This window comes from Sphingobacterium sp. B16(2022), from assembly GCF_012030425.1.
Classification (GTDB): domain Bacteria; phylum Bacteroidota; class Bacteroidia; order Sphingobacteriales; family Sphingobacteriaceae; genus Sphingobacterium; species Sphingobacterium anhuiense.
On the sequence record NZ_JAAUVN010000002.1, the window covers coordinates 687,765 to 710,605 of the forward strand.

The window sequence follows — 22,841 nt, forward strand, 5'->3', positions numbered from 1 at the left end:
CGTATGGATTTGTATAGAAAGTAGTACCTAAAAATAAGTATTATTATTTAAGATTAGGAGCGATTTTCAATCACTAATTGTTTGTTTAGATCTGAATCTTATTTGCTATTGTAATGTTATATTCAGTTCTATTTGGTTATGAAAGTTATTAGAAATTAATCTTCATAATTTTATTTGCATTTCGTTAAAAGCTTTAAAATTTATAAACAAATGCATTGATATTCATACCAGCACCTACGGAAGCAAATAGCGTGATGTCTCCTTTGTTGATCTTGTGTTGAGGCAATTCCCCTTGAAGGATCATCGCTAATAAAGTTGGTATGGTTGCAACGCTATTATTGCCCAATTTCTGAATGATCATAGGCATAATGTCGGGTGGTTGTGGTGTATTGTACAGTTGGTAGAATCTATGCACAATAGCTTCATCCATTTTTTCATTAGCTTGGTGTATGATGATCTTAGCAAGATCTTTTATGTCATATCCACTCTCGTCAAAGCATTTTTTCATCGCTTTTGAAACATTAGTCAATGCAAACTCATATATTTTTCGGCCTTTCATTTTCAAGTATTTTGTGTCAGAATCTTGATTAAAATAGGAGGGGCCAAAATATAAATAATCAATCTCATTGAGTGTAAAAGAAGCCGAAATATGGGATTTAAGCCCAGAATCATCATCGCTACATTCCATTATCACTGCTCCCGCACCGTCCGCATAGATCATACTATCTCTATCATGAGGATCTATGACGCGGGAAAGCGTTTCAGCACCTATGATCAGGCACTTTTTAGCAAGCCCTGCTTTGATAAAGGCGTTTGCCTGAATAACACCTTCCACCCATCCTGGACAACCAAAAAGCAGATCATAAGCTACGCAGAAGTTATTTTTAATTTTTAAAAGATGTTTTACACGTGAAGCAAGGCTTGGTACCATATCAGATTGGATAGAGCCGTGCTTAACATCGCCGAAATTATGGGCAAAGATGATATAATCCAAAGTTTCAGGGTCGATCTGCGCATTTGTTATCGCCTTTTGTGCAGCCTGAAATCCTAGATCGGATGCCACTTGATCATCCATTGCATATCGTCTTTCTTCGATTCCAGTAATCTCTTTTAGTTTTTGTGTGATTATCTCATTGGACTGTTTTAGAGGCTGTTCATTTTCATCAAAAAATGTGGAATCTTGAAAAAATGTATTTTTAACGATGTGGGATGGAGTATAATGTCCAGTACCTATAATTTTGCTACTCATTTTCTTATATTACTTAATTAATTTAGCGATAATTACTGAGACCAGCAAATCTTAGTTATTGAAGAGGGAATAAATATTTTATTTGTAACTGACCAACCAGCTTCAAACAAGCCTCGATAGTTAATTCTCCAGTACTTTGGACAAGAAATGAATATCCACTTCTTGTACTGGCAAGGAGGTAGATTTAGTCAATTTACTTCCAAAACGTTCGGGATTCTATAAACAATTCAATCTGATTGATTACAATTGGGAGTTTTTTAATGATATCCTGAGTCCAGAACCGGAATATCGTATATTCTAGTTCACGAAGAGCAAGATTAGTGCGTACGTCTTTTTGCATATTACGTTCGATTTTCGGTATCCAGAATAAACGGTTAGATTTAATACGGTTTCGGTTCTTTTCCAGTCAAAGCCGTGCCAAAATTCACCATCGACAAAAATAGCCAGTTTCCATTTTTTTTATGACGATATCAGGTGTTCCGGGAAGTGATTTATCATGTAATCGTATGTTTTTTGTCTATAGTGCTTACCGTAGGATCAGTTCTGGTTTTGAATTTTAACTCGTATTCTTGCCATATTCCAACTTCGTTTGAGGCTTCTATAGAAACTAGCTTTCTTCTGGAAATGCGGTACATGGATTTTTTAGAATCGGATTAACTGCGTTGTTTTTCACTTAGTGTAACAGCGATTTTCCTAAAACTTACTCATTTCATCTCTTTGATTGCACTGATCTTCTTTATATATTATTTGATTTATCTTTTCCAAACCACCAATAGAAAATGCATCCAATTACATTGAATAGTACAACAGCTACTATCCACAGTATCCTCTTGTCACCGGGTATATTATCATTGGTGATGATGTGATAAATCGTGTACACGACCAAAAGAATGGGAACAAGAAGATAAAGCATTTCTGTGGTTCCGATATTGATAAATGATAAGTTCATAGCGTAGAAAATGTTCGTTTACTATCGCGTGATCGCAAAATATATGACATAGAACCAGCTACAGATACCATGGAATATGGCCCAGAGTATTGATTTGTTTCGATCCCAAGAAGTAACAACTGCTATCACCGAACCTAAGCCAATTCCCGATTTAGTAACGATTTGTGTGGTGTTTTCTGTAAAATCCTGTCCAAAAACAAATGAAGTGATTGATAGTAGGAATATAAGTAAGGTTAGTTTTTTCATAATAATGCGCCTTTAGGTTTTAATTCCGGTGTTATATGGGACAAAGTGTATTCCTGTTTTTTTTTGAGTGATAAGCTTTCGCTCTAGCTAACTAAAATTACAACATTTATGTGACCAGGGCAAATAATTGTTGTTGTATATTCAGATTTGCCATCATTGCTGTTCTATAATTAAAGAGAATAACAACCTATTTTCCCATGCAAAAGGATATACTGAGCAAGAAGCTGAAATTAACTGTAGACGAGATAAAAAGTCTACGATTCTTAAAATGCAGATGGCTTCTTGATAATTTCATTTTGATATACTGTAATATTTCTATAGATTTATCTTCAATTATATTTCTTTTTTAAGAAAAACCTAAGCACAATACTACAATGAACTTGAAGGGAATGCCTTGCAATATAGAAGAGTTTAATCGCTTCCAATTGGGTGATGAAGCTGTATTTCATAAGATATTTGTGTTTTATAAGCCTTTCCTGTTTCGGAAATTTAACCAATTTTGTTCTTCCAATGTCGAGGTGGAAGAAGTATTGCAGGAAGTGTTTGTACAATTATTCTTAAAAAGACAGCAGATTCCAGATATTCAATCGATTTTTCCTTTTTTGTATATAGTTGGAAAGCGGATGTCCATATCTTACTTCAGGAAAGCAGTGGTAAGGGAACAATATATGCTAAAAAATCAATCGCAATTTAATGAAGCATATGACTGCCTGGAAACCCACATTGAAACTAAGGATCTATCCGATATTCTAGAATCTATTATTAAAGACCTTCCAACGCAGCAGCAGAAAATTTTTCGTATGAATAAACTTGATGAACTTAGTTATAAGGAAATCGCTGCTGAAATTGGTGTATCAAAACATACAGTACGAAATCATCTAGCTACAGCTTGTAATTTTGTACGATTAAAATTGGATAAGATTCTTTACCTACTTTTTTTTATAAAAATTATTTTCTGACTAGTACATCCTTTCTACCTAGTGCGATTAGTATAATAGAGCAAGGGAAATAAAAGATGTCCAAAGTAGAAGCATATAAAAATTTGATTCGCCAGTTTTATGCGAAGTCTGTCCCCGAGGATTCGAAAGCCCATTTTGCCCAGTATTTAGAAGATCCTGAGTTCTTAGAAGCATGGGAGCAGTTGATCGATGATGATGAATTAGATCGTGCTTCATCCTCAGAACCAGACGATGATCAATTATTTGATAAAATAAAATTCGATTCCCGAATTAAGGAATATTTAACGACAGTACCTCTGCGTAAAAAACTCATTTCCACAAAAGTTTTCAAAATTGCTATCGCATCCTTAATCCTGTGCACAACTGTGGGCAGTTTTTTAATTTGGAATATCAATCGTAAAAGCAACCCGACTCTGGTGAGTAATACTAAAGACTGGGTTGTTCCTGGAAAAGAAAGAGCTCAAATTATTCTAGAAAACGGTCAGGTTATCGACCTTGATAAAATTACAGGTGATACGGTTATTGATAATGGTGCATTCGAAATCCTAAAATTGGCGGACGGTTCAATTTCATATCGCATGAAAAAGGGTGATCATAATGAAAAAAAAATTGCCTACAATACAATTGTTACTCCCCGTGGCGGTGAGTATAATCTGAAATTACCAGATGGAACCAGAGTATGGTTAAATGCAATGACCACCCTTAGGTATCCCATTGTGTTTGATAAAATAAAGCGGGAAATTTATCTGCAGGGAGAAGCATATTTTGATGTAATGGCGCAGCAGGAAGATGGTCGGCGAATCCCTTTTGTTATTCATACTGGTGGTCAGGCGCTTGAAGTGCTTGGGACAGAATTTAACCTTCAAAATTATGGACAGGACATTGTAACAACCTTAGTTGAAGGTAAAGTAAAACTAAATTTTGTGGACAGTCGTCTTGATGATCAATATCTAGCACCAGCGGAACAGTCTATTTTTTATACCAAAGCAAATAAAGTGATTAAAAATACCGTTGATCCCTATTATTTTACAGCCTGGAAAGATGGGAAATTTGCTTTTAGCAAAACCTCCATTCAAGATGTAATGGGGATCATCAGTCGGTGGTATGATGTGGATGTCATTTATAATACTAAAATTGAAAATTTTGAATTTTCAGGCACAATATCTAGATACGAAGATTTTCGAAAACTGTTAAAGACCATCGAATTGGTAGGAGGTATACATTTTGAAATTGAAGGAAGAAAGGTATATGTCAAAAATTAAAGTAATAAAATAACCAATCGGAACTATACATATCGCTATTGAAGGGACGAATGTATAAGTCGAACATTAATAATACAAAAGAATTGGAAAGGGGTATACATTTCAAAATTGAAGGGAGGAAAGTATATATGGAAAAATAACGATACAAACTTTTAAAAAAAATTTCAGGAGCGTTGCGACCGCCCCTGAAGTTTTTGTCCTTTATAAGACAGCTGACAAATCAACTTATTACAAAAATTAAATTAAATCAACCGAATGCAAAAATACAAAAAAAATCGGTGGGGAATCCCTATGGAGTTTAAACAGATTTCCTCCCTTAAACCATTGGCTATGAAGTTGTCGATTGCGATCCCGCTACTATTTGCTACAAGTTTTCATGTTAGTGCTAATTCTTACGGTCAGAAGATCAATCTTAATAAGAAAAATGTGAATCTGGAAACTTTATTGAAGGATATACAGAAGCAAAGCGGCTATAATATATTATATAAAGAGTCTTTGATTGCTCACATTCGAAAAATAGATGTGAAATTTCAAAATATCCCACTTGAATTAGCACTTAATGATTTGTTGGGAAAATATCAGATTACTTACAAATTGATTGATAATAATATTGTGTTGAGTCAAAGTACTACGGCAAAAGTTCAAAGTACTCCTGCAGTGGTTGACAAGATGATACAAAAACAGATCAAAGGAAAAGTTTCGGATCAAAATGATCAACCTTTGGCCAATGTTACCATAAGTGAGGTAGGTACAAATAATAAAACATCCTCCGATGCGACGGGTTCGTTTAGTCTTTCGGTGAGTGGTGAAGCGACATTGCTCCATTTTAGCATGGTAGGTTACAAAAATAAGGATATCCAAATTGGGAATAACGAGTTTTTACAGGTTAAGCTAGAACAGACCATTATGGCGATGGATGAGGTAGTTGTAGTGGGATATGGTTCTCAGAAGAAAACTGTAGTTTCAGGCGCTATTGCTACTGTAAAGGGAGAAGATCTTGCTAAATCATCGTCAGTCAATCTTTCTAATTCTTTTGCAGGAAGATTGCCTGGAGTAACCGCCATGCAAAGTAGTGGCGAGCCTGGTGGAGATGGTTCTTCTATTCGTGTTCGTGGTATCAATTCCCTACCGGGAGGAAATACGAGCCCATTGATTGTAATTGATGGAGTTCCACAGCGCGCAGGAGGTTTTGACCGTATTAATCCTAACGATGTAGAGAGTGTGTCGGTGCTGAAAGATGCATCAGCAGCCATCTATGGCTCCCGTGCAGGTAATGGTGTTATCCTCATTACAACGAAGCAGGGTAAAGTTGGTAAAACGCAGTTTTCTTACGATTTTACTTACGGTATACAACGTCCGACACGTACACCTAAAATGGCCAATTCTGAGCAGTATACTTCTATTATAAACGAGGTAACGACAGTTTATCCCCAAGATAGTGATAAGTGGGGAGAAATTTGGAAAGCAATAAATACAGGTGATGGAAAATATACTTCTCCTACAGGAGTGATTGAGGCTGCATTTACGCCAGAAGAGAGACAAAAATATGCTGATGGTTCAGATCCTTTACGTTATCCAAATACAGACTGGTTTGCTTCTACGATAAAAGATTGGTCGCCACAGCAGCGACATAATTTACAGATCAATGGAGGTACCGAAACTACCAAATATCTGATTTCATTAGGTTATTTAAATCAGGATGCGATCTACAAAAATTCAGCAACATATTATAAACAGTACGATTTGCGCGCAAACCTAGAATTTAAGTTGGGCAAATATGTTACCGCTAGACTTGGCATAACAGGTCGTGAAGAATCCCGTAATTTCCCTACACGCGGAGCGGGCACGATCTTTAGATCTTTGATTCGCGGTCTGCCAACTGAAATTGCGACCTGGCCCAATGGTCTTCCTGGCCCAGATTTAGAAAATGGTGCCAATCCGGTTGTAATAACCACTGGTGCAACGGGCTATGACAGAAATACAAGAGATTATTTGCAGAACACAGGTGCCATTGATTTTAGAATACCAGGTGTTGAGGGACTTAAATTAACTGGAACAGCTTCAATTGATAAATATTGGGGAAGATCGAAAAGATGGGAGACCCCGTGGACTCTTTATGATTGGGATAAGGTAAGTTTTGAGGCCGATGGAGTAACGCCATCACTGGTAGGGTATGTACCAAAAGGTATAGAGCCTAAAGCTCAGCTTCGTGAAGCGGCGGAGGATCAATTAGCAATCAATTTATCTGCTTTGTTATCCTATGAAAAGACATTAACAGGAGGGCATAATATCTCCGCGATAGCAGGGTTAACTCGTGAGACTGTCACCAATAATGGTTTTTACGCAGATCGTAAGGATTTCGCCTCGACATTAATAGAACAGTTAAATTTTGGTGATCGCGAACGGCAGACCTTGGGAAATGAGAATACTTACGATCGTGCACGTTTAAGCTACTATGGAAGGGTCAACTATAATTTTCAGGAAAAGTATCTTTTTGAATTTAATTGGAGAGTGGACGGTTCTTATGTTTTTCCACTTAATAAAAGATTTGGTTTCTTCCCTGGAGTTTCAGCGGGATGGCGGGTATCCGAAGAAGGTTTTTTCAAAGATAATGTTAGGTTTGTTAATAACCTGAAGTTGAGAGCATCTTGGGGCCAAATGGGGGCAGAAGCTTATTATGGTGGTTCTTTTCAAGAATATAAATACTTAGCATTGATGAATACCGGGCAGGGGGTATTCAGTGATAAACTCTATCAGACTTTATATGAGAGTACCATTCCTAACCCTAATTTCACATGGGAAGTAGCTAATAATAGCAATGTTGGATTGGATGCTTCTTTTTTAAATCATAAACTGGCGCTAGAACTGGACTTCTTTTATAATAAACGGACCAATGTTTTGACAAAGAATCCTGGAGTTGTACCTATCAGTTCGGGTATTTCGGGTAATCTGCCAATTGCCAACCTTGGCAATCTGATCAATAAGGGGTATGAGTTTAAATTGACTTATACCGATAAAATCGGTAATCTTTCTTTTAATGTAGGCGTTAATGGTGGTTATGCAAAAAACAATGTGCAATACTCCAGCGATGTTGTCAACACCTTACCCTATCAGCAACAGATCGGAAGAGTAACAGACTCTTGGCTAGTGTATCAATATGATGGTGTTTTCAAAGATCAGGCTGCTATTGATGCGAATACTGTAGATTACACAGCTTTAGGATTGAAAAATGGCAAGCTATTGCCTGGTGATATGAAATATGTCGATTATAATGGCGATGGTAAAATTACAAGTGACGATCGTGTGCGATTGGACAAAAATGGTACCCCAACTTTTACAGGAGGTCTTGTATTAGGCGGTGATTATAAAGGTTTTGATTTCAGTATACTGGTACAGGGGACTACTGGTGGTATGCGACGAATGGGCCCTACAGAATCGGGATTAATAGGGAACTACCTGGAGTGGAATTATGATAACCGTTGGAGTATTGATAATCCGAGTGATGTTGATCCTCGACTTACCAACCGTTCGGATACTTATTATACAACAACCGATAATACCTACTGGATACGGAGCACCAATTATATCAGATTAAAGAATGTAGAGTTGGGATATAGTCTTTCCAGCAATTTGGTCAGTAGAATAGGGATGAGCTCCATTCGTTTTTATACCAATGGCATTAATCTGTTAACCTTTGATAAAATCAAAATTTGGGATCCTGAATCTGATAATAGTACGGGTCAATTCTATCCGCAATCGAAAATTATCAGTTTTGGCGTAAAGGCTATATTTTAATCAAATCATAAATAATAAAATAATAAAATGAAGACATTGATCAAAAATAGAATTCTTTATATGCTAGCAGTTATGCTATTGTTTATGACAGCATGCAGTACAGATTTTCTAAATGTAACACCTCGAAATGATTTTTCAGATGCCACCGTATGGCAAGATCCAGTGTTGGCTGAAAAGTTTGTTAGTGATATTTACAACGTATTTGAAGCAAGTAATTCCGGTTTCACAGAACAGATGCAGGCTTCTGCAACTGACGAATCATTATGGAACCATACCGATGCTTTTCTTTTGTTGAACACAGGAGCGATCAACGGTGCTAATGAAGGCTGGGGTGGTACATCAAGATGGTGGGAGCGTATGTACACCTATATCAGATTCAGTAATATTGCCATAGAAAGACTGGGAGATGACACCAAAAATGGTATTAGCGATATAAAAGTAAAAAATGAATTATTAGCACAAGCTTTCTTTATCCGTGCTTATTGTTATCACCAATTGTTAAGGTATTATGGCGGTGTGCCTCTTATTCTAAATAGTTATCCATACTCTGAAGACCCGATTATCTATCAAAAAGAACGGGCAACTTATGAAGCCTGTACAAATCAGATTTTAAAGGACTGTGATGAGGCTTACAAGCGTTTGGGGGATGGTAAACTTGAAAAAGGCAGGATTAATTCGTTAACTATTTTAGCGCTCAAATCAAGAACTTTAATTTATGCAGCAAGTGATTTACATGATCGAGCTAAACTTACTTCTAAGGTAACAGATCTAAATGACCTATCTGAAAAACTACCCTTATTGGCATATGCCGCAGGATCGCAACAAGATCGCTACCGTTTGGCACAAGCAGCAGCAAAAGCGGTTCTAGATGCAGGAACAGGATATAAGTTAAATCTTACAGCACCTGTTACTCCAGCACAAGGAAGATTAAATTACAAAAGTATTGCCATGGGAGGGGGAAGTAAAGCGCCAGATATGGATATCACGGCAGCATCAGATATACTATATGCCCGTTATTTTATCACGGAGCAGAGTTCTTCACATGCTAGAGATAATGGTCCCAATGGTTATAATAACTGGGGGGGAAATCAACCTATAGGTCTTTTGGTGGATGATTATGAAATGAATGATGGAACAAAATTTGACTGGAACAATCCCATTCATAAAGCCAGTCCTTATAAAAACAGAGATCCTCGTTTTTATGCATCCATATTATATGACGGTGCTGATTGGAAACCGAGAAATAATCCGATCGATCCAGCTAATCAGATACAAACAGGTGCTTACGATCTAATTTTAGCCGGTAAGTTGACAAAATTTTCAGGATTGGATACAAAACAAGGACCTAAAGAGGCACACAACGGAACTTGGACAGGATATTACATTCAAAAGTTTATTGACCCAGATCCAAATATTGTAGATGCTCAAGCAAGACAGTTTGTACCTTGGCCTTATTTTAGATATACAGAAGCAGTTTTTAATTATGTGGAAGCAAGTATTGAACTAGGGGAATTAGAAACAGCAAAAACCTGGCTGAATAAAATTAGGTTTAGAGCAGGTATGCCAGCTATCACTGCCACAGATCAAAATACGCTGAGGACAATATACCGTCAAGAAAGACGTATAGAAATGGCTTATGAACAGCAACGTTTTTTTGATGCCCGAAGATGGCTTATTGCTAATGAAACCATAGGACGAAAGGTCACTATTGTTAAAATTGATGCTACTTTCAAGCCAGGTAAGTCATTAGCAAATGTTTATAAATATGACGAGTCAATTTATAATTATACCTACACACCGCAAGAATTCAATACAAAAGAAAACCGGGTTTGGAAAAATCAAGTTTATTTTCTTCCGCTATCACGGGATGAAATTCGGAAAAATCCATTGCTTGTACAAAATCCAGGGTACGTGGAGTAATAGATTGTTTTAAGAATTAAAACTGAAATACATATTCCTAAATTTTAAAACATCTGAACATATGTTCAGATGTTTTTTTATTACGAGCTTACTACGAAACAAACATTACCGTTGTAACAGCCAACTAAAGAGGGTTTATTTAAACTGATAAATATTTTAATTTGTGAACAACGATTTATTTTTTAATCTTTTGACTATCATAGCACTCAGTTCTCGATTTTAGCAGGATCAATAGAAATTTCAGATTTTGCCCGTAGCAAATATGAGGAAAAAATCATTCATGTATGATAAAACAGGAACATTAGTATGAGAATAAAAATAAGCTAAGTAAGCCTATACTTTAGTTTTTTAGTGTCCCTTTTATTAGCGTGAAATCTATTTTATTTATGAGTGTAATAAAATCTATAGGATTAGTAGTTTTTATTGGAATAAAAAATTATATTTGCAAAGTGTTTTAAAGAATAAGCACACTAAACCCTGATTAGAGACAGTCAGGATCAATCACCTAACTAAAAAACAGCAGTATGAAATATTATTCTACGCTTGATGACTCAAACCTTTTTGGACATTATGAAGATGATGTTTTAATTTCTTCCTTAAATTTTTTCACCATCTTATTCCATTCCGAATACCTGGATTACGATTCTCGAATCTGTTGTTAAAACGACAAACTAACAAAAAGGGGAAGCAAGCTTCCCCCATTTTAAAAATTAGATGAGGTTCTGATTCCCAATTGGCGTTGTCGTCAGAAACCTTTTTTTACCTTAATTTTCTACAAGAATATGAAAAAAAATCAAAAGTATCTGATTTTTCAGGTACTCTTTGTCCTAACTGTGCATTTAGGGCAACCAACCTATTCCCATGCACAAAGTAAATCTACTCCTATTGTTAATGCGGCTTTTGAAGGGAAAGTTGTTGACCAGGTTAATGGAAACCCAATAGTGGGGGCGACTGTAAAGCTGCAAGGTGTGACACATTCTGTCCAAACAGATAGTCATGGAAATTTTCAATTTATTACGGGACAAAAATTACCAGCTACAGTCATCGTTTCTTTTCTGGGTTATCAATCGCAAACTGTAGAAATCACATCACCCAAAAGTATCATAAAATTATTGCCCACAGCTTCTAATTTGGATGAGGTTGTCGTTATCGGTTATGGAACAACAAAAAAACAGGATGTAGTTGGTGCCATCACAAAGATTAATGCAGGGGAAGTCAATAAAATACCTGTAGCCAGTTTTGATGCTCAGTTACAGGGGAAGGCAGCTGGATTACAGGTCGTAGCCAATTCTGGAGTTCCGGGAGAAGGTATATTTGTCCGTGTCAGAGGTACGACTTCTATTAATTCAAGCAGTGATCCGCTCTATATTATTGATGGAGTCTTTCTAAACAATACAAGCTTACAAAATGCAAATTTAGGAGGTCGTACTACATCCCCATTAGCCGATATAAATCCGGCAGATATTGAATCGATAGAAGTACTAAAAGACGCTTCAGCAACAGCAATTTATGGATCTAGGGGAGCTAATGGTGTTGTTATTGTAACGACTAAGCAGGGAAGTTATGGTGCAAAAACAAAAATTGATTTTAATCTTTCCAATGGTTTTGTTCAAGCGGATAAATCGACTTTGCCACATTTGGCATCTGGACCAGAAACCGCGGCATTAGCGAATGAATGGTGGATTAATTCGGGGATCGATAAACCATCATTAAATCAAAACTTTTCTAACAGACCTTTTCGACCGGTTAACGAAGGAGGTCGTGGCCTACCTGAGGAGCAGCAGACCTATGATCGTTTAGATTTTATTCTAAGAAATGGACGTGTGCAAGATTATAGTTTAGGTATTCAAGGTGGAGGAAATAAGTCCCGATATTATATAGGTACTGGGTATACAGATCAAGAAGCATTTTTTAAAGTTATCGATTTCTCACGAGCAAATTTTAAGTTTAATTTTGATCAACAGCTAAATGAACGCATTAAGATCGGAATTACAAGTAATATTGCTAGAACAAAAAGAAATCAAGCACGTACAGGTGACGGTCCGCAGGTCAGTTTGTGGAATTCTGCAGTTTCTTCGGCTACCTATACAGCGACACACGATCAGGAAGGGGTGGCTACAGGATCTGATAATACTTATGTATTAGTTGATAATTATGATGTCAATACATTAAGTTTACGTTATATCGGAAGTGTTTTCGCTGAAGCAGATATACTTCCCGGTTTAAAATTCAGGAGCAGTTTTAGTGCTGATTACAACAAATATGATGAAAATCAGTACTGGAATACCAATACTAGTATTGGAAGAGCTAACAATGGACAAGCAACGTCAGGAATTTCTGAAAATACCACTTGGATTAATGAGCAGACCTTAAACTATCAAAAACAATTCAATAGCGTTCACAAAATTACGGCTTTAGTGGGCAATACCTTGCAGCATAATACTTTGAATTATTTGTACGCAGAAGGTAATGGATTTGCCAACAATAGTTATAAATTAATTTCTTCAGCTTCTACCCGTACTTCATCTCAGGACTGGACAGCTTACTCTATTGCTTCTTTTTTCGGAAGAGCAGGATATCAGTATTCCGATAAATATTTTGCAGAAGCGACATTAAGAGCTGATGCTTCCTCCAAATTTGGAAAAAATAATCGTTGGGGATATTTTCCAGCTTTCGCGCTTGCTTGGCGACTGAAGCAAGAGGACTTTTTGAAAGATGTAAACTGGTTAAATGACCTGAAAATTAGAACATCCTATGGAATTACAGGTAATCAGTCAGGGATCAGCAATTTCGCTTCACGGGGACTTTGGTCCGGAGGTAGTTCGTATGCCGATGTTATCGGTTCTCCTTTACCAGGTATAGGGCCTCAGCAACTTGGTAATGATGACTTGAAATGGGAGACAACAGCACAGTATAATATCGGTTTTGATGCAGAGTTATTTAAAAATAGATTATCTATTACCCTGGATGTTTACGATAAATATACTTCCAATATTTTACTGCAACAACCGATTAAGACTTCTTCTGGTTTTTCCCAGTATTGGGCCAATGTTGGCGAAGTGAGTAACAAAGGTTATGAGTTGACTATTAATAGTGTTAATATTCAAAATCAAAATTTTACGTGGAAAAGTAGTTTCAATATCTCAGGAAATAAAAACAAAATAGAAAAACTACCGACCCAAATTACGCAGTATACACGTGATTGGGTGATTTTAAAAGAAGGACAATCTTTGAATTCATTCTGGCTCTATGAGCAGTTATCTGTTGATCCTAAAACCGGAAATGCCATATTTGATGGTCAGCTGGAAGATGGAACAGTTCCAGTAAATGCCCGCAAAATTATGCATAATGCATCTCCTAAATTTTATGGGGGTTTAAATAATTCGTTCAGCTATAAAAGCTTTGATCTCAGCGCAGCGCTGTCTTATCAATTTGGTAACTACACTTTAAATCTGGAGCGCTATTTTAGAGAACGTAACCCTACTAGCGGGGGAGTATTTGAAAATGTGCTAAACCGTTGGCAAAAAGATGGTGATATTACCGATGTGCCCAGATTAACATCGATAGGGAATAACTATACCATTGATCAGAACAGCCGTTATTTAGAGGACGCATCCTTTGTAAGGCTTAAACAATTGTCGATAGGGTATACACTGCCGAAATCTTTCTTGAGTAAAGCTGGAATTAGTAATGCTCGGATATATTTTCTAGGCTCGAATTTGTTCCTTTGGACAAAATATACAGGAGATCCTGAATCTAATGTTACCTCAAATCCGAATGCACAGGGACTTGGATCATTCGGAACTCCACCTCAGCCCAGAAGCTTTCAGCTTGGATTTAACCTAACACTATAATTTCACCTAAGATAAAAATAACAGATGAAAATTCTTAAATATAGCTATATATGGACTTTGGCCGTGACGTTTACACTGTCCTCATGCGAGAAATTTTTGGAAATAGATCCTCGGATTTCTACCTCTGATCAGGTGACAATCAATGATGAAAATTCTGCACACACTGCCGTTAGAGGGATATACAATCAGTTGCAGTCAGACGGATATTACGGGTATACATTTCAGACTATCGGTTTTTTCTCCGGCGATAATATTGAATATACAGGAAGCCAGATTGTGAACCAATCTTTAACCAATCACAGTGTAAGAGCAGATTTACCCGCTTTAGCCACAGCATGGACTGCGATATACAATACGATCAACCGTGCGAATAATGTGATTGCTAAAGTACCGGCCCTATCGGTTACTCCAACTTTTACAGATGCGGTAAGAAATCAACTGGTCGGAGAAGCCTATTTTCTTCGGGCATTGTCTTACTTTGATCTAGGTAGAACCTGGGGTGGGGTACAGCTTGTCTTAGTCCCAACATCTTCTTCCAGCAATCTAGAGAATTTAAAAAGATCTTCTTTAGCAGATACCTACCGGCAAGTACTGGCAGATTTGATAAAAGCAGAAGAACTTTTACCCAATAGTACCAATCGTATCCGTGCAACCCGTAAAACAGTTTGGGCACTTCGCGCACGCTACCATCTATATCGGGAGGAATGGAAAGAAGCAATTACTTATGCCAGCAAATTAATTGATGATAAAAGTAATTATAATCTTTTAACACCTTACTCTTCATTTTTTGCAGACAATGCTTCAGGAACAAATGAATCCATATTGGAATTATATTATACAACCAATGTCGTTAATACCCAGGCTTATCAATGGCAACCCAGTACAAAGGGAGGTGTTGGCTGGATCCGACCTTCAATGGGAATTGTTAATTTATTAAATAATAAATCGATCGCGGGAACGCGTCAATCTTTAATTTCTAAAGTAGTATTAAATGGTGTGGACAATTGGTTCGGCAATCTCTATTATAGAACTAATGGAACAGATCCAGCATATCTGATCCGAATAGCTGAACTATACTTGATCCGTGCGGAGGCATATGCGCAGGATAATGATATTGCCAAATCTCTTGCAGACTTAAATGTAATCAGAAAACGTGCCGATATTCAGGAACTTAATATAGCTGATAAAGCAACATTATTATTAGCCATAGAACAGGAGAACCGGATTGAGTTTGCATTTGAAAATCATCGCTGGTATGACCTAGTGCGCACAAGACGTGCAAAAACAGTTCTTGGAATAGATGAAGATTTTCGACTTCTTTTACCAATTCCGTATGCGCAGATTCTGATCGATAAAAATCTAGAACAAAATCCTCAATATAAATAAATATTTTTATGGAAATAGCTATTTCAACTAAAAAATGGAGTTCAGCTGAGAGTTTCTCCATCCGGCTTTTATTTATCTTTTTTATTATTTTGACACTCCCATATGATGTTCATTTGTATCACGCTCTTCGGCACTTCAGCTTTGAATCTGCATATCAGTTAGCGACTTTCAGAACATCGTTTATAGCTGAAAGCGATTATGTGGGGAATCATTTTGAGGGATTTTATAATTGGCTCATAGCTTTAGTTATTGCTTTTTTTGGTGCTGTTATATGGACTAAAAAGCGGAAGAGTCAAGAACATGAGCTCTACTATTGGCTTAGGGTACTTTTACGTTATCGTTTGGCTTTTGCCATTATTGCTTCAGGAATAGTTAAGCTGGTACCGGTTCAGTTTCCAGCTCCAACGCTTAGTGATTATAATACCGAATACGGCGATTTTTTATTATGGAAGATTTATTACTTAAGTACTGCAATCACTAAAGCTGGGTATGTTCCGGGCATAGGAGTTTTAGAGATAACTGCGGGTGTACTCTTGGTATTCCGAAAAACAGTAGCAGTAGGGGCAGGTGTGTTAATTGCTCTTTTAGCCAATATTGTCATTGTCAATTTTGTGTATGAATTGGGAGAACAGGTGTATAGTCTATTCCTATTATTAATTGCCATTACCTTATTTTCCTATGATTTACCACGTTTTTTTAATGCAGTATTTCGGCAGGTGAAAACACAGCCAGAGATTGTTAATCCGCTAGTTTCACAGCCTCTCAAAAAACTAAGGGTACTATTCAAAGGTGGGTTTTTACTATTTTTTATACTTTTTGGATTTTTGACCTACAGCTCCTGGAAAAGTAGTAATTACCCATACCCAAAGGAATCTGGAATAGCGCATATCCGAGGTTTATACAACGTGGATGAGTTTGTTCTTAATTCAGATACATTAGCCTACTCCCTGACCGACAGTAGTCGGTGGCAAAATGTGGTGTTTGAATCTTGGAATACTTTTAGTATAAAACGAAAATCAGATATCAAAGCAGATCTTCATAAACCTCGTATTATTTGGCAAGCTGATTCACTTCGCAATTTTGAAAATATCGGAAATGGTGGTCGGGAATTTTACCGTTATACCTTTGCTCAGGTTCCAGATGGACGGTATCAGATCCGTGCAATAAATAAGAGAAATGCAATACAATCATTTCAATTTGAATTGCAAAAGAGTGGTGAAAATGTGTTATTGCTGTTAGGAAAGAATGAACAAGGAGAGTCCCTACAGGTTAAATTGCGCAAGGTTAATAAAGAATACCTCCTAGACAAAGGCCGTAGAAAGCCAATTTCCATTTATTAAATTATTTCACAATGTCAGCTATAAAAAATATGTATCCGGAGAGAAGTTCTATATATCGTGCTTGGTCTACTTGGGAGAAAATAAGTTTTAGATTTGCTTTTATTTTTTTTATACTACTGGTAGTTCCCATTCAATTTTCCTGGTATAAAAAGTTATTTGAAGATTTTTCATTTTATGGACTATTGGCGAATGTCTCCGGTTTCAGACCGGAATTTATAGAGATTTCGTCAGAAAGTGGTAAGTGGGGAATAGATTCTTATGCCACATGGGCTATTGCGGCAATTATTTCGGCTATTGGAACCGCAATCTGGACTTGGTTAGCTAGTGGGCGCCAACGCTTGTCATACAATCAACTTTATTATTGGCTTAGAGTACTGGTTCGCTATCGTATCGGTCTAGGATTGATTGCATTCGGTTTTATTAAATTTTATCCGATGCAGATGCCTTTTCCTTCAATTGCAAACCTGCATACCGATCTGGGCGATTACGCACCTTTTAAATTATATTGGCAGTCCGTAGGAGTTTCTGTTTGGTATCAGATATTCTTAGGTTTCTTAGAAATAGGAGCGGGTACATTGATGTTTTTTAGAGCCACGACGGCCATTGGAGCTATTATCAATGCAGGTGTATTATATAATATTGCCCATGCTAATTTTGCCTATGACGGGGCTGTTCATGTCTATAGTTCTTACTTTGTATTGTTATCCTTGTTTTTATTGATCCTGTATATTCCAGATTTATATCGGTTGTTTATCAAAAAAGAAGCAATTACGCCACAGTATTATCGTATAAAGTTGGACAGTAGGACTAAAAGGCGTGGATATTATCTTGCTAAAGCACTTTTTATCTTGGTATTTGTCTTTGTGTATGGTGCTTACCGCTATGATTTTCATTATTATCAGGGGCGATTAAAAGAACCCGTTATTCCAGGATTTTCCAAGGCAGTAGGCCATTATACGGTTAGCCAATTTATCTTAAATGGCGATACCTTAACCTATTCGCCTTATGATTCAGTGCGTTGGCATGATGCCGTATTTGAACGATACTCAACACTAGTGTATAAAGTTAATAAAAAACAACCTATAGATCTAAGAAATGGAACTCCCCATAAGACAGATCTTTTTAAAGATTATGAGTTTACTGGCCGTGCCGGCGGTAGAGTATATCTATATTATGAAATTGATTCTTTGGAGAATGCGATTTATGTCGTTAATAAAGGAAGGAAGTTTAATGAAAACTTCGAAAAGGAAAATAAAAAAGAAAATGAAGTTAATCTCAAAAAACTTTATCAAACAGCAATCCGTGATAGCATTGGTATTCTCAAATGGAAATATGAACGACCTTCCACAGAACAGATCGTGCTATCCGGTCAAGATGTGAGTTTTGATTCTATTAAAGTCGTTTTAGATAGAATTCCAGAGCAACCTTTACTTGGAAAAGGCTGGTTTTCAGAAAATAAAAAATATACTTATGTACAATAAATTAATTGTTCTATTTGTCTTGGTAATGATAGCATGTTCTGGTGTCAATGCGCAATCGTATGAAAATCTTACCGTGACAAAATTTGAGAAAGGGATCTCTGGAAAGCGGCATCAGCTCGTTGATGTGAGGACTCCAAAAGAATATGCCTTAGGGCATCTTGAAGCAGCGTCCCAGGCCGATTGGAAAGATTCGACAGTATTTGTTGCTCAAATTGGGGTTTTAGATAAATCAAGACCTGTTTACATTTATTGTCGATCTGGCAACCGAAGTAGTAAGGCTGCATCATGGCTTATTGAGCATGGTTTTAAAAAAGTATACAATCTTCAGGATGGGATAATCGGCTGGGAACAGTCAGGAAGAAAAATAGTTAAAGCAGATGATAAATAGAAGAAGTTTTCTCACGCAAAGCCTACTACTAGCTGGGACAGGTATATGGGCACAGACAAAAAAAGTGAACGATAGACAAATTATTTATCAATTTTTTGATTCAGGTTTAGCACATTTCTCCTACGCCGTCTTAGTAGATAAAAAAATTATTTTAATAGATCCTGCACGTGATGCAGGATCTTATTATACTTTTGCCAAAGAGCATGGGGCAACGATCATTGGTGTTATAGAAACTCACCCGCATGCTGATTTTGTCAGTTCCCATCTCGAGATCGCTAATTATACCAAGGCGAAGATTTATATTAGTAAATTACAGAAAGCAAGTTTTGAGTTTGAGCCTTTCGATACAGGGAACACCATTAGATTAAGTCCATCTATTAGTTTAAAAGCGCTCTCTACACCTGGACATTCTCCAGATAGTATTTCTGTTGTATTAGAAAAAGACAAAGAGCCACATGCTGTTTTTACGGGCGACTCCTTATTGTTTGGCTCCGTAGGCAGGCCAGATTTACGAACATATTCAGGCGAATTTACTACTCAGCGTGAGCAATTGGCAAAGCAGCAGTTTCATACGATGCAGGATATCTTCGCACTATTTCCAGATAAAACCGTTGTCTATCCTGCACATGGGGCAGGCTCTCACTGTGGTAATGCTATTCGCAATGTGAAGGAAAGTACAATTAGGGAAGAGAAACGAACCAACCCTGCTTTCACTTGGCTCGATGAGGATGAATTTGTAAGGCAACTGTTGCTCGATCAGCCCGATATTCCCCAATATTTCCCTTATAATGTAGAACTCAATAAATTAGGGGCGAATGAGTTGCATAAAGCATTGTCAGCTGTTCCAATACTTGACAATAATTATTGGGAAGAAAGTGCGCTTTTTATTGATACTCGTCTTTCTTCAGCTTTTAGAATAGCACACAGGAAGGGAGCACTAAATATTCCAGATGCTGATAAATTCGAGACTTGGTTAGGCACTTTAATTGCCCCTCATCAGGGATTCTATATCGTGGTTTCAGAGGTGTCAGAAATCAAGCCTATGCTATTGAAAACCGCAAAGATTGGATATGAAGCATTTGTTAAGGGTATATTTGTCTATAATCAAAACAGCGCAGATTTAAGTATAGATAATTTTGATTCGGATCTTCTTAAGGCTAATCAAGACGGATATACCATTATTGATGTTAGAACTGAAAAAGAAGCCAAGGATAAATATTTCGATAAGGTAATCAATATTCCACTTTCAGAGTTAACGGAACGTTTGCAAGAGATTCCTGATGGAAAAACGGTACTTGTACACTGTGCTTCTGGCTATCGCTCAGGAATAGCGGCAAGTTTAATTTTGCGTTTAAGACCTGAGCTAAATATTATGGATATTTCCAATGCGATTACTAAATTTTAACATTATCTTCGATTATGTCTAAAACATATGATGTTATTATAGTCGGTTCAGGACCTAATGGAATTGCCGCAGGTATTACATTACAGAAAGCAGGATTATCTACGCTCATCATTGAAGGTCGTGATACTGTTGGAGGAGGCATGCGTACGGCCGATTTGATTGAACCGGGATATCGACATGATATCTGTTCTGCTATCCATCCAATGGCTTTGGCTTCTCCGTTTTTTACCGCTTTGGATTTGAGGGCGCACGGACTGGAATTTATTTTCACGAAGTACCAGGCTGCTCATCCCTTTGATAATGGTTCTTCGGCATTTTTAAGTCGCTCTATTTCAGAAACTGCCGAGGGATTAGGTTTGGACAGAAAGGTGTACCGCGATTTGATTGACCCTATTGTTTCCGAATGGGATTATATCGCTTCTGCAACAATGGGTCCTTTTGAATTTCCGAAACGCCCCCTTCTATTGGCTAAATTTGGACTGCAGGTTTTAAAACCAGCGGCTACAATGGTCAATAAATTCAAGGAAACTCATACAAGAGGATTATGGGCAGGTATGTCTGCGCATGCCATTCAGCCATTTACTAATATGGCTTCTTCAGCAATAGGGTTGATATTAAGTGCTGTTGGACATAAATATGGATGGCCTATTCCTAAGGGCGGATCACAGGCTATTGCCGATGCATTAGTTTCCTTGTACACTTCTTTAGGAGGCGAATTAAAACTTAATTATTTTGTAGAAGATATTGATGAGCTGGCACCGTATAATACCGTTATGTTTGACCTAACACCGAAGCAGATCTTAAAAATAGCAGGACATAGATTGTCAACTGCCTACAAAAAAAAGCTAGAATCTTATCGCTACGGCATGGGGGTTTTTAAAATGGATTTTATTATTGATGGAGAAATTCCGTTTTTAGATGAGCGATGTGGAGATGCTGCTACTGTTCATTTAGGTAATACTTATGAAGAAATAGCTGCTGCTGAATCCCTGACATCAAAAGGCGGATATCCCGAAAAACCATTTGTAATGCTCGCTCAGCAAAGTAAATTCGATAACAGCCGAGCACCTGCCGGTAAAAATACTGTTTGGGCTTACTGTCATGTACCTAATGGTTCGATCAGAGATGTTTCTGTTGCAGTTGAAAATCAGATTGAACGCTTTGCACCGGGATTCAAAGAACGAATCACTGCAAAAAGTACAATGAATACAGCACAATTGGAAGCCTACAACCCAAACTATATTGGAGGAGATATTAATGGTGGTATTATAGATATCCGGCAATTATTTACCAGACCAACGGTACAGTTAAGACCCTATAGAACATCCAATCAACAGATTTATATTTGTTCATCTTCTACTCCTCCAGGGGGAGGAGTACACGGTATGTGTGGTTATCATGCCGCTAAAACAGTACTAAAAGATCGTTTCAATATTTTATTATAAAGGTAGTTTTAAATGATGTCGTACATCATTGCGAAAATCGCAATTAAGTGCATCACTTCATGATTTAATAGAATGGCTCATTAATCGTTATTATTATTATAGTTACTTTTCATTTTGAAAGCTAGATTTTTATTGTGTTTAACTCAGACATCTAAACTTATTAATTCATCTGCAGAGATATCTTTGTGATGGATTTTTAATTTACCAGGTGTTTTTATATATATATAAAGAAAAAATGTTCATTATCTAATTGATTATTGTAATAACTGAAAGTGTTGGTAAAACTTGGACTTTAAATTCTATATTGCGTTCCACTAAATTACTTGCCAAGTACTACGATCTTGATTTCATTATCTGGTTCGAGACCACTAATACCTCCTCCAGTGTATTTGACGGTGTACTTTCCCGGTTTTATGGAATAGTTTTTTGCTAGATTAAATACAGTACTCACGCTATCATGAGGAGGTACTTGAATATAACTTTCCTCAGGAGGCGGCATCATCCGTTTGGCCATAGGGCCTGTAAATTCGGCTTCGTTCCCTTGAACATCTATAATTTCCATGTATTTACCTAAAAAGGGTTCAAAAGGTGTTTCCCATTTACAAAAACGCTGCATCGTATCTGAGTGGTTTGCCACAGTGAAGGATAATATCACAGAATCGGTGGTTAAATTGTTAGAATCGGCTCTCAAATGTGTTGCCAGTTTGGGAGTTACTGTAAGAGTTTGTTTTGTTTTACTTGCAGAGCTTACTGTTTTTTGATTTTGGCAACCTGTAAACATTATAATTCCTACACCAATTATTAAAGAGAATTGACGAAGCATATTTTTTGAGCTTTGGTAGTTTATTTGAATGAAATTTCCGATACTTCTATTAATTCAGGACCACTCTCAATTGGATAACCTAAAACTTTTTTACCTTTTAGAGTGACTGATTTATTAACAAATTCATCTAACTTGACGCGAGAGCTTTGCAATGCATAGGTTTTATTTTCCGAATTTATCTTATGTGTTCCATATTGAAAAGTAGTCATTCCTAACGGAGTTATTTCTCCTGTTAGAACTATTGTACTCATACCACCAGTCTTTTTCATTGTGCAGCCTGAAAGTAGGCCTACGAGCATGGATAATATCACGATCTTTTTCATACTTAAATAAACGCAG

16 protein-coding genes are annotated in these 22,841 nt (G+C 37.0%); 11 read left to right on the plus strand and 5 right to left on the minus strand.

From position 1 onward, the window contains the following. Window positions 1-193: 193 nt before the first annotated feature. The 3 genes from HCX49_RS13185 to HCX49_RS13200 form a co-directional block, all read right to left on the minus strand. Complete coding sequence (locus HCX49_RS13185) at window positions 194-1,249, minus strand: 3-oxoacyl-ACP synthase III family protein (protein ID WP_132841875.1); 1,056 nt, start codon at window positions 1,247-1,249, stop codon at window positions 194-196. A 736-nt stretch (window positions 1,250-1,985) separates the two neighbouring features. Next, on the minus strand, window positions 1,986-2,198 hold the full coding sequence (locus HCX49_RS13195; RefSeq protein ID WP_021190273.1) for a PLDc N-terminal domain-containing protein: 213 nt from the start codon (window positions 2,196-2,198) through the stop codon (window positions 1,986-1,988). Window positions 2,199-2,219: 21 nt separating this feature from the next. Continuing rightward, complete coding sequence (locus HCX49_RS13200; protein ID WP_132770364.1) at window positions 2,220-2,444, minus strand: hypothetical protein; 225 nt, start codon at window positions 2,442-2,444, stop codon at window positions 2,220-2,222. Window positions 2,445-2,833: 389 nt separating this feature from the next. On the opposite strand from HCX49_RS13200, the gene HCX49_RS13205 reads away from it, so the two are divergent. The 11 genes from HCX49_RS13205 (at window position 2,834) to HCX49_RS13255 (ending at window position 21,679) form a co-directional block, all read left to right on the plus strand. Next, window positions 2,834-3,403, plus strand: a complete 570-nt coding sequence (locus tag HCX49_RS13205; RefSeq protein WP_168127332.1) for an RNA polymerase sigma factor — start codon at window positions 2,834-2,836, stop codon at window positions 3,401-3,403. A 56-nt stretch (window positions 3,404-3,459) separates the two neighbouring features. Further along, on the plus strand, window positions 3,460-4,665 hold the full coding sequence (locus HCX49_RS13210; protein WP_168127333.1) for a FecR family protein: 1,206 nt from the start codon (window positions 3,460-3,462) through the stop codon (window positions 4,663-4,665). Window positions 4,666-4,920: 255 nt separating this feature from the next. Next, window positions 4,921-8,460 (plus strand): TonB-dependent receptor, encoded by a 3,540-nt coding sequence (locus HCX49_RS13215; protein ID WP_237682794.1) that lies wholly within the window; start codon window positions 4,921-4,923, stop codon window positions 8,458-8,460. A gap of 27 nt (window positions 8,461-8,487) precedes the next feature. Beyond that, a complete protein-coding gene (locus HCX49_RS13220; protein ID WP_168127334.1) occupies window positions 8,488-10,380 on the plus strand; it encodes a RagB/SusD family nutrient uptake outer membrane protein in 1,893 nt (630 codons plus the stop codon). Window positions 10,381-11,162: 782 nt separating this feature from the next. Further along, complete coding sequence (locus HCX49_RS13225; RefSeq protein WP_168127335.1) at window positions 11,163-14,234, plus strand: SusC/RagA family TonB-linked outer membrane protein; 3,072 nt, start codon at window positions 11,163-11,165, stop codon at window positions 14,232-14,234. A gap of 24 nt (window positions 14,235-14,258) precedes the next feature. Then, on the plus strand, window positions 14,259-15,620 hold the full coding sequence (locus HCX49_RS13230; RefSeq protein ID WP_168127336.1) for a RagB/SusD family nutrient uptake outer membrane protein: 1,362 nt from the start codon (window positions 14,259-14,261) through the stop codon (window positions 15,618-15,620). Window positions 15,621-15,628: 8 nt separating this feature from the next. Then, the gene (locus HCX49_RS13235) at window positions 15,629-16,960 is read left to right on the plus strand and encodes a beta-carotene 15,15'-monooxygenase (protein WP_168127337.1); all 1,332 of its coding nucleotides are present in this window, start codon (window positions 15,629-15,631) and stop codon (window positions 16,958-16,960) included. Between the two features lie 11 nt (window positions 16,961-16,971). Beyond that, window positions 16,972-18,441, plus strand: coding sequence for a hypothetical protein (locus HCX49_RS13240; RefSeq protein ID WP_168127338.1), 1,470 nt, complete (start codon window positions 16,972-16,974; stop codon window positions 18,439-18,441). Beyond that, complete coding sequence (locus HCX49_RS13245) at window positions 18,431-18,829, plus strand: rhodanese-like domain-containing protein (protein WP_031287890.1); 399 nt, start codon at window positions 18,431-18,433, stop codon at window positions 18,827-18,829. The genes HCX49_RS13240 and HCX49_RS13245 overlap by 11 nt, the downstream gene beginning before the upstream one ends. After that, window positions 18,819-20,234: an MBL fold metallo-hydrolase gene (locus HCX49_RS13250; RefSeq protein WP_021189344.1), complete on the plus strand. Its 1,416-nt coding sequence runs from the start codon at window positions 18,819-18,821 to the stop codon at window positions 20,232-20,234. The genes HCX49_RS13245 and HCX49_RS13250 overlap by 11 nt, the downstream gene beginning before the upstream one ends. Before the next feature lie 14 nt (window positions 20,235-20,248). Further along, window positions 20,249-21,679: a phytoene desaturase family protein gene (locus HCX49_RS13255; RefSeq protein WP_168127339.1), complete on the plus strand. Its 1,431-nt coding sequence runs from the start codon at window positions 20,249-20,251 to the stop codon at window positions 21,677-21,679. 319 nt (window positions 21,680-21,998) lie between these two features. On the opposite strand, the gene HCX49_RS13260 is transcribed toward HCX49_RS13255, so the two are convergent. Together HCX49_RS13260 and HCX49_RS13265 are read right to left on the minus strand one after the other, a co-directional pair. After that, window positions 21,999-22,316 (minus strand): hypothetical protein, encoded by a 318-nt coding sequence (locus HCX49_RS13260; RefSeq protein WP_132841892.1) that lies wholly within the window; start codon window positions 22,314-22,316, stop codon window positions 21,999-22,001. A gap of 206 nt (window positions 22,317-22,522) precedes the next feature. After that, complete coding sequence (locus HCX49_RS13265) at window positions 22,523-22,825, minus strand: hypothetical protein (protein WP_021189346.1); 303 nt, start codon at window positions 22,823-22,825, stop codon at window positions 22,523-22,525. Between the last annotated feature and the right edge of the window lie 16 nt (window positions 22,826-22,841).

Coding starts and splice junctions, on each gene's coding strand:
- HCX49_RS13185 (WP_132841875.1), bottom strand. CDS start 1,249: ATGAGTAGCAAAATTATAGGTACTGGACATTATACTCCATCCCACATC.
- HCX49_RS13195 (WP_021190273.1), bottom strand. CDS start 2,198: ATGAACTTATCATTTATCAATATCGGAACCACAGAAATGCTTTATCTT.
- HCX49_RS13200 (WP_132770364.1), bottom strand. CDS start 2,444: ATGAAAAAACTAACCTTACTTATATTCCTACTATCAATCACTTCATTT.
- HCX49_RS13205 (WP_168127332.1), top strand. CDS start 2,834: ATGCCTTGCAATATAGAAGAGTTTAATCGCTTCCAATTGGGTGATGAA.
- HCX49_RS13210 (WP_168127333.1), top strand. CDS start 3,460: ATGTCCAAAGTAGAAGCATATAAAAATTTGATTCGCCAGTTTTATGCG.
- HCX49_RS13215 (WP_237682794.1), top strand. CDS start 4,921: ATGCAAAAATACAAAAAAAATCGGTGGGGAATCCCTATGGAGTTTAAA.
- HCX49_RS13220 (WP_168127334.1), top strand. CDS start 8,488: ATGAAGACATTGATCAAAAATAGAATTCTTTATATGCTAGCAGTTATG.
- HCX49_RS13225 (WP_168127335.1), top strand. CDS start 11,163: ATGAAAAAAAATCAAAAGTATCTGATTTTTCAGGTACTCTTTGTCCTA.
- HCX49_RS13230 (WP_168127336.1), top strand. CDS start 14,259: ATGAAAATTCTTAAATATAGCTATATATGGACTTTGGCCGTGACGTTT.
- HCX49_RS13235 (WP_168127337.1), top strand. CDS start 15,629: ATGGAAATAGCTATTTCAACTAAAAAATGGAGTTCAGCTGAGAGTTTC.
- HCX49_RS13240 (WP_168127338.1), top strand. CDS start 16,972: ATGTCAGCTATAAAAAATATGTATCCGGAGAGAAGTTCTATATATCGT.
- HCX49_RS13245 (WP_031287890.1), top strand. CDS start 18,431: ATGTACAATAAATTAATTGTTCTATTTGTCTTGGTAATGATAGCATGT.
- HCX49_RS13250 (WP_021189344.1), top strand. CDS start 18,819: ATGATAAATAGAAGAAGTTTTCTCACGCAAAGCCTACTACTAGCTGGG.
- HCX49_RS13255 (WP_168127339.1), top strand. CDS start 20,249: ATGTCTAAAACATATGATGTTATTATAGTCGGTTCAGGACCTAATGGA.
- HCX49_RS13265 (WP_021189346.1), bottom strand. CDS start 22,825: ATGAAAAAGATCGTGATATTATCCATGCTCGTAGGCCTACTTTCAGGC.